This is a genomic window from Kaistella jeonii (assembly GCF_000812865.1).
GTDB lineage: Bacteria > Bacteroidota > Bacteroidia > Flavobacteriales > Weeksellaceae > Kaistella > Kaistella jeonii.
Genome location: NZ_JSYL01000001.1, coordinates 537,583 through 550,757, shown reverse-complemented (window position 1 = coordinate 550,757; position 13,175 = coordinate 537,583). Strand labels below are relative to the sequence as shown.

12 protein-coding genes are annotated in these 13,175 nt (G+C 34.3%); 8 read left to right on the top strand and 4 right to left on the bottom strand.

The genetic code is table 11. From position 1 onward, the window contains the following. Positions 1–8: 8 nt before the first annotated feature. The 3 genes from OA86_RS02430 to OA86_RS02420 all read right to left on the bottom strand — a co-directional run bounded on the left by OA86_RS02430 (position 9) and on the right by OA86_RS02420 (position 4,310). Positions 9–1,406, bottom strand: coding sequence for a hypothetical protein (locus OA86_RS02430; RefSeq protein ID WP_126340418.1), 1,398 nt, complete (start codon positions 1,404–1,406; stop codon positions 9–11). A 264-nt stretch (positions 1,407–1,670) separates the two neighbouring features. Then, complete coding sequence (locus OA86_RS02425; RefSeq protein WP_052257349.1) at positions 1,671–2,918, bottom strand: OmpA family protein; 1,248 nt, start codon at positions 2,916–2,918, stop codon at positions 1,671–1,673. Between the two features lie 12 nt (positions 2,919–2,930). Further along, positions 2,931–4,310, bottom strand: coding sequence for an RCC1 domain-containing protein (locus tag OA86_RS02420; RefSeq protein ID WP_126340419.1), 1,380 nt, complete (start codon positions 4,308–4,310; stop codon positions 2,931–2,933). Between the two features lie 511 nt (positions 4,311–4,821). Between OA86_RS02420 and hisG the strand changes: the two genes are divergently transcribed. The 8 genes from hisG (at position 4,822) to hisIE (ending at position 11,894) form a co-directional block, all read left to right on the top strand. Beyond that, the gene (gene hisG / locus OA86_RS02415; RefSeq protein ID WP_039348168.1) at positions 4,822–5,679 is read left to right on the top strand and encodes an ATP phosphoribosyltransferase; all 858 of its coding nucleotides are present in this window, start codon (positions 4,822–4,824) and stop codon (positions 5,677–5,679) included. A 12-nt stretch (positions 5,680–5,691) separates the two neighbouring features. Next, positions 5,692–6,987 carry a histidinol dehydrogenase gene (gene hisD, locus OA86_RS02410; RefSeq protein ID WP_039348165.1) on the top strand — a complete coding sequence of 432 codons (1,296 nt, stop codon included), beginning with the start codon at positions 5,692–5,694 and terminating at the stop codon, positions 6,985–6,987. Next, complete coding sequence (gene hisC, locus OA86_RS02405) at positions 6,977–7,999, top strand: histidinol-phosphate transaminase (RefSeq protein WP_039348161.1); 1,023 nt, start codon at positions 6,977–6,979, stop codon at positions 7,997–7,999. The genes hisD and hisC overlap by 11 nt, the downstream gene beginning before the upstream one ends. Positions 8,000–8,002: 3 nt before the next feature. Continuing rightward, positions 8,003–9,097, top strand: coding sequence for a bifunctional histidinol-phosphatase/imidazoleglycerol-phosphate dehydratase HisB (hisB, locus tag OA86_RS02400; RefSeq protein ID WP_039348158.1), 1,095 nt, complete (start codon positions 8,003–8,005; stop codon positions 9,095–9,097). Beyond that, entirely contained in the window at positions 9,094–9,672 is a 579-nt protein-coding gene (hisH, locus tag OA86_RS02395; RefSeq protein ID WP_039348155.1) for an imidazole glycerol phosphate synthase subunit HisH, read from the top strand. Before hisB ends, hisH begins: the two co-directional genes overlap by 4 nt. An 80-nt stretch (positions 9,673–9,752) precedes the next feature. Continuing rightward, positions 9,753–10,463, top strand: coding sequence for a 1-(5-phosphoribosyl)-5-[(5-phosphoribosylamino)methylideneamino]imidazole-4-carboxamide isomerase (gene hisA / locus OA86_RS02390; protein ID WP_039348152.1), 711 nt, complete (start codon positions 9,753–9,755; stop codon positions 10,461–10,463). Between the two features lies 1 nt (position 10,464). Then, complete coding sequence (hisF, locus tag OA86_RS02385) at positions 10,465–11,217, top strand: imidazole glycerol phosphate synthase subunit HisF (RefSeq protein WP_039348149.1); 753 nt, start codon at positions 10,465–10,467, stop codon at positions 11,215–11,217. Positions 11,218–11,303: 86 nt separating this feature from the next. After that, on the top strand, positions 11,304–11,894 hold the full coding sequence (hisIE, locus tag OA86_RS02380; protein ID WP_039348146.1) for a bifunctional phosphoribosyl-AMP cyclohydrolase/phosphoribosyl-ATP diphosphatase HisIE: 591 nt from the start codon (positions 11,304–11,306) through the stop codon (positions 11,892–11,894). A gap of 69 nt (positions 11,895–11,963) precedes the next feature. On the opposite strand, the gene OA86_RS02375 is transcribed toward hisIE, so the two are convergent. Beyond that, positions 11,964–13,160: a M28 family peptidase gene (locus tag OA86_RS02375; RefSeq protein WP_039348411.1), complete on the bottom strand. Its 1,197-nt coding sequence runs from the start codon at positions 13,158–13,160 to the stop codon at positions 11,964–11,966. Between the last annotated feature and the right edge of the window lie 15 nt (positions 13,161–13,175).

Genomic DNA, 13,175 nt, shown 5'->3' with positions numbered 1-13,175 from the left:
TTTATTATTTATCTCCGTTTCAATATTTCCCGCAATTTGTCTCCAATTTCATTGGCTCCTTTATTCATAGGATTTTCTTGAAGTTTTCCCTTTTTAAAATTACAGTCTAAATTAATATCTCTCATTTTTTGAAAATATAAGACGTTTTTTTCCGCTAACGCTTTTCCATAATTGCTTCCCTGTCTTGCATCAATGTCTTTTAAAGATGCTTCTAAATTGCTCAAATCATTTACTGCATCATTATAGCAAGCTAATTTCTTTTGATAGGTTGAAAGCTGACCTGCAGTTGAATTTCTGGAAGGTGCAGTTTGGATATTCTTCTCCGTTTGGCAAATTTTCAATTCAGTTTCTAATCGGTGTTTTATCACTTCATTTCTAACGTCTTGTGCTTTTGAACCTAATTTTAAACCTTCTTTACTCATTGGATTTCCGCCACCTTTTACATAATTATTGTAGATCAATTCTGTATTCAAAACCTGGGTCTTATGCAGATTTAAAGTTTTTGCAGCGTTACAAGAATTTCCTGAAGCATTTTCTGCTTCATTTTCCAATCCTTTTTTACGGTCATTGATCGATTGCTCGTTGGTCGCAATATTTTCTTCATCTCCATTTTTAAATTTGCTTCCATCAAAACATTCATTTACATCTGTTATTTTCACCACTTTAATAAATTGATCGATACTTTCTACCGCCAAAGAAATAAACGTATTTCCCATTCCATCAGTATAATATCCAAGTCCAAAAACGCCAAAATAATCTTTCAGCGGAATTCTTTGCGCATAATAAGGTCCAAATAGATATTTCGCACTACTTGCTGTAATTCCCTCAATAAAATACGGAAGCGTAGGTAAATTTTGATTCGTAAAAGGTTCACGAAAATTAGATAAAAGACTATTCACATTTTTCACTACAAAATTTATGGAGCCGCCATAACGAATATTTTCAAGTGGTTTTTGACTATATACGAATTTCTCCCCACGACTATTAATCCTAAAAGTAAGAGATTCTCCAATTTTTGAAGCTATGATCATATCAAATCCAGGTACTGGATTCGTCATTCCTAAACATGTATTTCGATCATCAGTATTAAATAGTGCGACATAACCGGTAATCGTATTGATGTAAAAACAACCTCTAGTAGTTTTACCGTCGATGGTAGAAATGTATTCAAACTTTTTATTGAAACAAATTTTTTGAGTTTTGTTAATTTTTCTTGGTGCATATTTTCTAAAGACAGAATTCACACCAATCACCTCCGCATAATTTAAACAAGAATTTGGGGATTTTTTACAAATAGAATCCAATTTCGCCTTGTCTTTTTTTCGTTGTGATTCTGTATAAGTTCCCTGTCCAAAAGTAAATTGCACAAAAATTATGGCAAATAGTAAAGTTAAAAAAGATTTCATGTTGTATTTTTTTATTTTTTTGGGCATCTTTTTCCGCCCTCCATTCCCGCTTTTTTTCCTCCGCTTTGCTACAGAAAAAAGAGCTCCATTCAGGTCGGGCTGCAAAATTTCGTAGATAATATAATCTGTTTTTTATTATCTTCGTTTTGTTTTTTCGCAGCAAACCTAACGAAGTGGTTCGAAAAAGTCAATCTCAACATAATAGAATGTAACAGTAGAGATTTCTTTGTAATGCCAAAAAAGGGTCAATATTTATTTTGCCTTCTATTTAATCACCACAAATTCCACTCTTCTATTTTGCATTTTATCTTTTTCAGATGTATTTTCATTCAAAGGTTCAGAAGCGCCTTTTCCAAAAGTTTCTAATCGGGAGCTTACAATTTTATATTTGGTTTGAAAATATTCTGCAACTGCTTTTGCACGGTTTTCAGACAATTTTTGATTGTCGGAATCTTTTCCCACATTATCAGTATGTCCAGTTATACTAACTTTTACAGCTTCGTTTTCCATTAAAACAGTTGCTAATTCATCCAGGATTTTAAAGCTTGAGGGTTTTATAACCGCTTTGTTCGTATCAAACAAAATTTCATTGGTACTGAAACTTCCGTTTTCCAAAAGTTGGTGTCGAAGATCTTCGCCTGCTTCTGCCAATTTAATGTTGGAGATAAACCATTTGTCGGTAGAATTTTTGTAAGTTCCAATGAAAAAAATAACCTGGTTGTAATTCGCCTCCCCAAATGCCGAAGGTAAATCCCAAAATTTCTCGCCGTCAACATACATCCTGAACCGATCTTTTTGCCGCCAAATCTGTACTCGAACGGTATTATTCGTTTTGCTAAAATTGGGAACATCTACTTTATTTTTGATGAATTGTTTTTTATCTTGAATGGTAATAACTTCGCTTCGACCAGTTCCCTTCAATGAATTAGAAGGGTGAATACTAAAAATTACGGCCTCTTTTCTTTTCGTAACAATATTCCAAATTTGGTCTATCTTCGTTTTTTTTTCTGTAAAAACTATTGAAAGTGGAGTAGAATAAAAATTGAAATTATCGGTAGTTGTAACATCAAATTCAAAAGTAAAATTTTCTGGAAGTTGTGTTAATTTAATTGGCGTAAAACTTCCTTTATCCGAAAGTTGAAGCCACTTTTTACCGTCGAAACTTTTAATTTTACCACTGCTGTTCGTAAACCATTGGACAGGGAAATCTGACTCTGCATCATTTCTAAAATTTTCTTCAAACAATATTTTCGTTCCGGAAACAAAATCAGAATTTTGTGCTGATGATTTTCCATTTGATTTAGATTCGCCCGAGGAACCGGATTTTGTGTTGGTTTTATTATTCAAAATCACATCCATTCCCTTGTTGGTCGTTGTGGTAGCTTTTTGTTCAATCTTTTTTTCAATAGCTCTTTCTGTAGCTTTTTGGGCTTTTTTGCCAAGTTTGTTGATGAACTGACCGTTAGATATAGTAAAAAGAAGAAGGAGTAGCGTAGTTATTGGTATCTTCATGACGATGTTGTTTTATTCTTTAATGAATTTTTTCTGAACAGTTTTTCCATCCGATAAAATTTGCAGATGATAAATCCCCACTGGAAGATTTTGAACATTGATTGAATTATATTCTACTTTCCCTTCCGTTACTATTTTACCGCTTGCGTCAAGAATGTTAATTTTGTTTATTTTATTGTTGCTGTTATTTTGAATATTAAGCACCGAATGAGTTGGGTTTGGATAAACAGTAAAATTATTTTCTCTCGAGTTTTCTACTGCCATTACCAAAATATTGCAGGTATACACAACAGTAGGAACAGATTTATTTATAAACGTTCCATCTGCAAGTTGACCATAATTATTTGATCCCCATGTATTTAGAGATGATAAAACAAAAGATCCGCTTGATTTTGCCAAAGAGAAATTTCCTCCTGCAATGAGATCGGTCCAATTAGTTGCAGTTCCGATTTGCATAGGAACTATTTTGTTAATTAAAGTATTGTCTCCTAATTGCCCGTATGTATTATCTCCCCAAGTCCAAATGGTACCAGTATCTTTTTGTGCGGCGGAGTGAAAACCAGCAGATGAAACTGAGACCCAGTTATTGTCTGAGCCAATCTTTGTGGGAATATTTTTAGAGATAATTGTATTATCGCCTAATTGTCCGAAATCATTATAACCCCAAGTCCAAAGAGTTCCATCATTTTTTATAGCAAGGGAGTGAAGTCTCGCGGTTTTTATTTTCTGAACATTTGTAATATTGATAAGGGTTGGAGAATATTTAGTGACAGTAGTTCCATCGCCAACCTGACCAAATGCATTTTGTCCCCAACCTCTCAATGTTCCATCAGTTTTTATGGCGAAAGAATGCGTGAAACCTGCTGAAATCGCTGTCCAGTCAGTGTCTGTACCAATTCTTGTTGGAACTTTTGTACTAATATTTGTTCCATTTCCCAATTCCCCATTTCCGTTTCCGCCCCAGGTCCATAATGTTCCATCATTTTTAATTCCCACACTGTGAATTCCGCCGGGAGAAACGCTTTTCCAATCGGTAGCATAACCAATTTGTACGGGAATATTACTTGCTGTTGTCGTGTTGTTTCCTAATTGTCCGAAACCATTACTTCCCCAACCCCAAAGCGTTCCATCAGTTTTGATACCAAATGAATGAATATCTCCTGCTTCTATTTTTGCCCAATTATTTGCAGTTCCAATTTGGACGGGTACATTTTTATTAACATTTGTTCCATCGCCCAGTTGGGACAAATTGTTATTTCCCCAACCCCATAAAGTTCCGTCATATTTGATGGCAAGGACATGGCTGTAGCCGGCTGAAATTTTTGTATAACATTGCGCGTTAATTTGAAGAATAAGTAATACAGATAGAAGGAAGGTAGAGATTGTTTTCATGGTTTTTATTTTAAAAAAACCACTCAATCTGTATTTTCAAAATTAGGAAAATATGACTATATCGACTGGTAGTTTTCGTGGTTATTAGTTTCAACGTAAAAATCAGGAAAAAAAAACATTTAAAAAATAGTAGATATCTGTCATATATTAAATAAAAAAAAGTCTAAAATATAAAATCTTTAGTCCTGAATTCAAGCTTTTTCATCATGCAAATTTTAGTATTTTTAGTAATCAGACAATTAAATCGAAATAAATTGCGCTCCATATCAATTACTTATGAAAAAGTACGCGAAAAAATTTGCGTAGTAAAAAAAATATTGGATATATTTGCAGAGTTATTATAACATGAAAAATACAATCACTTTATCCCATCATCATCATCTCATCTAAAGACGAGTTGATTTAATATGGTCCAAAGTGACTGAAAATAATAAATAACCGTCTGAGCAAAGACGGTTTTTTTTATGTAAAAATTAAAACATTTGTTCAGACCCAAGATAAAAATTGAAAAATGAACAAATTAAAAATTGCCATCCAAAAAAGTGGACGTTTAAGCGAAAAGTCCCTCGAACTTTTAAAAGAATGTGGAATAAAAATTCCTGATTTTAAAAGCAAACTCAAAAATTCTGCCACCAATTTTCCTTTAGAAATTCTTTTCCTCCGTGATGATGATATTCCAAAATATGTAGAACAGGGAATTGTTGATATTGGAATCATCGGAGAAAACGAGGTTTTGGAGCAGAACAAAAATGTAGATTTAGTTCGCAAATTAGGTTTCGCCAATTGCAGACTATCTTTAGCAATTCCAAAAGAACAGGAATACTCAGGCATCAACTTTTTCGAATTAAAAAAAATCGCAACTTCTTATCCCTCGATTGTTAAAAATTACTTTGAAAGCAAAAATATAAATACAGAAATCGTTGAGATTTCCGGTAGTGTGGAAATTGCACCAAGTATCGGTTTAGCAGATACGATTGCCGATTTGGTAAGTTCTGGAAGTACGTTGTTACATAATGGATTGAAAGAGGTAGAAGAAGTTTTAAAAAGTGAAGCAGTTATTATTTCTAGCAAAAATATTGCAGAGGACGTTTCTATTATTTTGGAATCTTTCCTCTTTAGAATTCAAGCCGTCATCAATTCCCGGGAGAATAAATACATTTTGCTGAATGCGCCGAATCATTCTATTGAAAAAATAATCGAAATTTTACCTGGAATGAAATCACCCACCGTTTTGCCACTCGCAGAAACGGGATGGAGCAGTATTCACTCCGTTGTTCGGGAAAATGAATTCTGGAAAATTATTGATGAGTTAAGAAAATATGGTGCAGAAGGAATTCTCGTGATTCCGATCGAAAAAATGGTCATGTAAAAAAGAGGAAAAATGAAAAATATTAGTAAATATCCAGAAAAAAATACTTGGTTAACGCTTTTAGAAAGGCCGGTTTTGGAAAAAAAAGATTTAAGAAATACCGTTGGCGAAATTTTCTTGAAGGTAAAAAATGAAGGAGATTCTGCTTTAAAGGAATTTTCCGAAAAGTTTGATCAGGTTCAAATCGATCAGTTTTTAGTTTCTGAAAATGAAATTGAATCTGCGATCGATGAAGTTTCCGAGGATTTAAAAACCGCTATCAAGCAGGCTAAAGAAAATATCTGTAAATTTCACCTTACTCAAAAGTCGGAAAAAAAAGAAATTGAAACCACAGAAGGTGTTGTTTGCTGGAGAGAATCCAGAGCTATTGAAAATGTTGGATTATATATTCCAGGCGGAACCGCCCCGCTTTTTTCTACGGTTTTAATGTTGGCTGTTCCCGCACAAATCGCAGGTTGCAAAGAATTGATTCTTTGTACGCCGCCGCAAAAAGACGGCTCCATTAATCCCGCCATTTTATTTACGGCGCAGTTGTGTGCAGTCACAAAAATTTTCAAAGTTGGTGGCGCTCAAGCGATTGCCGCTTTAACTTTAGGCACAGAAAGCATTCCGAAAGTGGATAAAATTTTCGGCCCTGGAAATCAATATGTGACGCAAGCGAAACAATTAGCTATGGAGTATAACGTCGCCATCGATTTACCAGCGGGACCAAGTGAAGTTTTAGTGATTGCGGATGAAACTGCAAATCCTGAATTTTGTGCGGCAGATTTATTGTCTCAAGCGGAACACGGAATAGATTCTCAAGTCATTTTTATTTCTACGGATGAAGTCATTTTTAATGAAACTTTAAAGGAAATTGAAAAACAAGTAGCAGAACTTTCTCGTAATGAAATCGCTAAAGTAGCGATTGAAAACAGCCAATTTATTTTAATGAATTCCATTTCGGAAGCCATTGAAATGAGCAATTCTTACGCACCGGAACACTTAATTCTATCAATAGAAAATCCAAGAAATTACATTGCAGACATTACGAATGCAGGATCAATTTTTCTCGGAAATTATACGCCAGAATCTGCGGGAGATTACGCAAGTGGAACCAATCACACTTTGCCAACGAACGGTTTTGCAAGAAATTACAGTGGCGTTTCACTCGATAGTTTTGTGAAAAAAATTACGATTCAGGAAATCTCCAAAACCGGGATTCAAAATATTGGAAAAACGATAGAAATTATGGCAGCAGCGGAAGGTTTGACCGCTCACAAAAATGCAGTTTCTCTGCGCTTAAAATCTTTAAAAAATGAAATTTAATATTGAAAATATGATTCGTCCCCATTTGTTGGGTTCGAAATCTTACCAAAGTTTGCGCAATTCTTACCTCAATAAGAAAATGATTTTGTTGGACGCCAATGAAAATCCATTTGGGGAATTTAACCGGTATCCAGATTCGGAACATCTTCAATTAAAAAAGAAATTGGCCGAAATGAATGAAGTGAATTCCGACCAATTATTTCTTGGAAATGGTAGCGATGAACTCATTGATTTAGCGATGCGTATTTTTTGCGAACCCACTAAAGATGGGATCATGATGATGAATCCGAGTTTTGTGATGTACGAAATGTCTGCAAAATTGAATAATCTGGAAGTGGAAAAATTAGAGTTAAATGAAAACTTCCAATTGAATAAGGAAGCTTTTATAACCGCGCTTTCCACGACAAAAGCTAAAATTTTATTTCTCTGTTCCCCGAACAATCCGACTGGAAATTCGATTGATGATTTAGAATTTTATATTCAGTATTTTACTGGGATCGTAATTGTGGACGAAGCTTATATTGAATTTTCAGAAGAAATTTCTACCGTAAGTTTGTTAGAGAAATATCCGAATCTAATCGTTTTAAAAACTTTATCGAAAGCTTATGGAATGGCAGGTTTACGGATCGGAGTTGGATTTGCTTCACCGGAAATCTCTACTTTGTTTAACCAGTTTAAACCGCCGTACAACGTTAGTTCAGAAAATCAAAGACTGGCTTTACTACAATTGGAAAAGCTAGATAACTTAAGAGAAGATATTTTACTTATTTTAAAAGAAAGAGAGGAATTGAAAGTTGGTTTAGAAAAATTCGATTCAATAACTAAAATTTATCCTTCGGACGCCAATTTCTTCCTGATTGAATTTAAAGAGGCTGAAATCGTTTATCTAAAATTATTAAATGCAAGTATTCTGACGAGTTTAAGACATCCCGCTTTAAAAAATTGTCTTAGAATAAGTGTCGGAACAAATGAAGAAAATTCCAAATTATTAAATATTTTATCAGAACTATAAATCATGAAAAAAGTATTATTCATCGACCGCGACGGAACAATAATTTTAGAACCGCCCACCGATTTTCAAGTCGATTCTTTAGAGAAATTAGAATTTTATCCGAAAGTCATTCAGAATTTAGCCAAGATCGTAAAGGAATTAGATTATGAATTGGTCATGGTTACAAATCAGGACGGTTTGGGAACCGCTTCTTTCCCAGAAGAAGATTTTAGAATTGCACAGGAGAAAATGCTGAAAACTTTAGCAAATGAAAATATTGTGTTTTCCGATCTATTGATTGATGATAGTTTTGAATCTGAAAACTCTCCCAATAGAAAACCACGAACCGGATTACTTCAAAAATATATTCACGGAAATTATGATTTGAAAAATTCATTCGTTATCGGAGATCGAAAAACAGATGTAGAACTTGCTAAAAATCTAGGTACAAAATCCATTTTCATTTCAGATGAAAATTTTGATGAAGCGACTTTAACGACTAAAAACTGGGATGAGATCTACCAATATTTAAAACAAATTCCTCGCAAGGCGAAAGTTAATCGTAAAACAAAAGAAACGGTGATTACGGTTGCACTCAATTTAGATGGAAGCGGAAAATCAAATATTAATACCGGATTGGCATTCTTCGATCACATGTTGGAACAGATCTCAAAACATGGAAATTTCGATCTGGAGGTTATGGTGAATGGCGATCTACAAGTTGATGAGCACCATACGATCGAAGATACCGCTTTGGTTTTAGGAGCGTGTTTCGAGCAAGCTTTAGGTTCAAAAAAAGGAATCGAAAGATATGCATTTGCTTTACCAATGGATGATTGTTTGGCGCAAGTCGCACTCGATTTTGGCGGACGAAACTGGTTGGTGTGGAATGTTGATTTTAAAAGAGAAAGAATTGGCGATGTTCCGACTGAATTATTTTATCACTTCTTTAAATCCTTTACTGATACAGGAAAATGCAATCTCAATATTCAATGCGAAGGTGAAAATGAACATCACAAAATTGAATCAATCTTTAAAGCATTTGCGAAAGTTTTACGGGATTCTGTGAAGCAAGATCAGAATAATTTTTCCATCCCAAGTACAAAAGGAATATTATGATAGCGATTATAGATTACGTGGCGGGAAATGTAAAGTCCGTTGAAAATGCAGTGAGAAAGTTGGGTTATGAAACTTTGATTACGTCAGATTTTGAGGAAATAAGAAATGCAGAAAAAGTTATTTTTCCTGGAGTTGGTGAAGCTTCGACAGCGATGAATTATTTGAGATCTCTAAAATTGGATGAATTAATTCCAACTCTAAAGCAACCTTTTTTAGGAATTTGCTTGGGACAACAATTATTATGTAATTTTTCGGAAGAAGGAAATACAAAATGTCTCGGAATATTTGAATTGAAAGTGAAACAATTTCCAGCCACAGACATTGTTCCGCACATGGGTTGGAATAATTTACAGAAAATTCAGGGTTCTCTTTTCGAAGGAATTTCAGAAGAAGATAATTTCTACTTTGTTCACAGTTATTATTGCGAAGTGGGACAAAATACTACTTCGGAATGTGATTATATCTTGCCTTTCAGTGCGACTTTACAGAAAGATAATTTTTATGGAACGCAATTTCACCCGGAGAAATCAGGAGATGTTGGGTCAATAATTCTTCAAAATTTTTTAAAATTATAAAATTAAATCGCCATTACAAATTTTCCTTAGTGAAACTAAAGATTGGCGATTCCATTTGACATCAAACTAAACAACTACAAATGAAAATAATTCCAGCCATAGATGTTATCGACGGAAAATGTGTCCGACTTTCAAAAGGTGATTACGATACGAAAAAAGTTTATCACGAAAATCCTCTGGATATTGCGAAAGAATATGAAGCCAACGGTATCCAATATTTACATTTGGTGGATTTGGATGGTGCGAAAGCGAAGAGCATTAAAAATCTTAAAACCTTAGAAATATTAGCTTCTGAAACCAATTTAATTATTGATTTCGGAGGTGGAATTAAAACACGTGAAAGTTTAGAAAGTGCTTTTAATGCAGGAGCCAATCAAGTTACGATTGGAAGCATTGCAGTCGAAAATCCAGAGGTTTGTGAAGAATGGATCAAAGAATTCGGTGAAAAACTCATTTTAGGCTCAGATTGTTTAGACCGAAAAGTTAAAACGTCTGGTTGGTTAGAAGATTCAAAATTGGATGTTATCGAATTTATTCAGTCCTATCAAAAAAATGGAATAAAATACGTAATCTGTACCGATATTTCCAAGGACGGAATGTTGCAAGGACCTTCTTTCGAATTGTATGAAGAAATATTAAGTCAATGTGAAATCTCTCTAATTGCAAGTGGCGGAATTTCTTCCATGAAAGATTTAGAGGATTTGAAAGAACTCGGTTGTTCCGGAGCGATCATTGGCAAAGCTTTATATGAAAGAAAAATAAGTTTAAAAGAACTTCAGAAATTTTTATAAAATGTTAAAAAAAAGAATCATTCCGTGTTTGGATATCAAAGATGGAAAAACGGTGAAAGGAATTCAGTTTGAAGATCTGCGAATTGCTGGAGATCCTGTGGACCTTGCAAAAAAGTATGTCATAGACGGCGCCGATGAATTGGTTTTTTTAGATATTACCGCAACTTTAGAAGGACGAAAAACTTTAATTGAACTCGTTGAAAAACTGAGTTTAGAAATTAATATTCCTTTTACGATCGGGGGCGGAATTTCTTCCGTTCAGGATGTGGAAGCATTATTGAAAGCGGGAGCCGATAAAGTTTCCATCAATTCTGCCGCAGTTCGACGTCCGGAATTGGTTCGGGAAATCGCGCAACAGTTCGGAAATCAATGCGTCGTAGTTGCCATAGATACCAAAAATGTTAATGGTGAAGATTACGTTTTCATTAATGGTGGAAAAATTCAAACCGAATATAAAACTTTAGATTGGGTAAGAACAGTCGCTGATTTAGGAGCTGGAGAAATCTTGTTGACGTCCATGGATTTTGACGGAACGAAAAATGGTTTCGATATCCGAATGCTGCAAAATATTTCAGCGGTTTGTCAACTCCCGATCATCGCATCTGGTGGTGCCGGAAAGATGGAAGATTTCACCGAAGTTTTTACCGAAACCAATGTTACCGGAGCTTTGGCCGCAAGTATTTTTCACTTCAATGAAATTAAAATATCTGATTTAAAAGAAAATTTGAAACAAAATAAAATATCCATCAGATGAAATCGCCATTGACAAGTTTAGAAATAAACATGAATAATATTTGATGAGATTGCACATGACATTTAAAAACAATAAAAAAATTACATATGAAATTAGATTTTGAAAAAGGAAATGGTTTAGTTCCTGTAATTATTCAGGATGACCGTACGCAGCATGTTTTAATGTTGGGTTATATGAATGAAGAAGCTCTGAAATTAACTCAAAAAGATGGACGTGTTCATTTCTTCAGCCGGACAAAAAACCGAATTTGGTTGAAAGGTGAAACTTCTGAAAATTATCTTTATGTAATGAGTATTAAAGAAGATTGTGATTCTGATGCTTTATTAATTCAGGCAAAACCAGCGGGAAATGTTTGTCATACTGGAAGTTTCAGTTGTTTTGAAGAGAAAAATTCAAAAGGTTTTTTATATGAATTAGAAGAAACCATTTCAGAACGAATTGACCAGAAAGTGGAAAAATCCTACACGTATGATTTGTATCAAAGAGGAATCAATAAAATGGCGCAGAAAGTAGGAGAGGAAGCTGTAGAATTGGTCATCGAAGCAAAAGATGACAACGCTAAACTCTTTAAAGATGAAGCCGCAGATTTATTATATCACTTCTTAATTTTACTCAAAGCGAAATCATTTTCATTGAGTGAAATCGAAGAAGTATTGATGGAAAGAAGCCGAAAATAATTAGTAATTATAACAATAAAATAAAAAAACCTGAGCAATGCCCAGGTTTTTAGTAGGAAATAAATTAACTTATTTCTTAATGATTAATTTTTTGGTGGTTGTTTCATTACCCATAGTAATTTTAACAAGATAAATTCCGTTGATAAGTTTAGAAGTGTCCAAATCTTGCTGATCTTTAGATTGCATTATTGTTTTACCAGACATATCTACAATAGTCGTAGTAAAACCTTTACCATCCAAACCAATATTTAAAAAGTTATTAGCAGGATTAGGAAATAAACTTACGCGATCACTCAAATTTTTTGAGACGGCATTTGCGCTGAGTGTTATAGAAGTATCTGCTGTTGAGAAATGCTGTATTGCTCCCACAATACCTTGGGCAATATTATAAACATAAACGGGGTCCATATTCACGTAAGTATCATTTGCAGTGTGTGGTTTGTTACTTTCGTTAAATTCATATAATCCAGTGACAACATAGCCTTCTTTTTCAAAAGGCATATAATCCGAACGTTCAATGTAACCATCTACAGGCGTAATGTTGGAATAGTTCAACATCGAATTTTTTAACTCCGTTGTTTTTATCGTAGAAGCCGCATTGTTGGATGATGGGTATGTAGAGTACGTTCCATTAGTAGGATATGTAGGAGTTCCATCTTTTTCAGCGATGACTTTATTATTGGTCATTCCGGCGACACCACCAACTTCATCCAGATTAAGAACAAGAATAATGTCCATTTTTGGATTAGTAGCTTTCACAACATTTGTCACATAGGCTTGGCTTCCATAGAGACCTTGTTCTTCTCCCGAAAAGTTGATGAATTTAATTGAATATTCGCTGGAAACATTTTGTAAAATTCGGGCAGCTTCTAAAATGATGCTTATTCCTGAACCATTATCGTTTGTTCCAGGTCCCGTAATTGTGTCGTAGTGTCCACAAACAATAAGATATTTATTTGGATAAACTGTTCCGGTTTTCGTTACAATTAAGTTTTTGGTTTGCTTTGAATTATAGGTAAATGCATTTTCTGTGATTTGTGCAGCATCATAACCAAAGGCGACATATTTGCTTTTAAGCCAAGCAAACGCATTATTATTTGCTGTAGAACCGGTTGTTTTCACGCCATACGAAGTAAAATCGGTTAAGAGAGTATTAATGTTTGTTTGAGTAACCTGGGTTGCCCGGTTTTTATAAGCTTGTACAAGACTTTGTGAGAACCCCATTGCAGAAAGAAGAAGGAAGGAAGGAAGTAGAATCTTTTTCATGTAAATTTTTTCCAA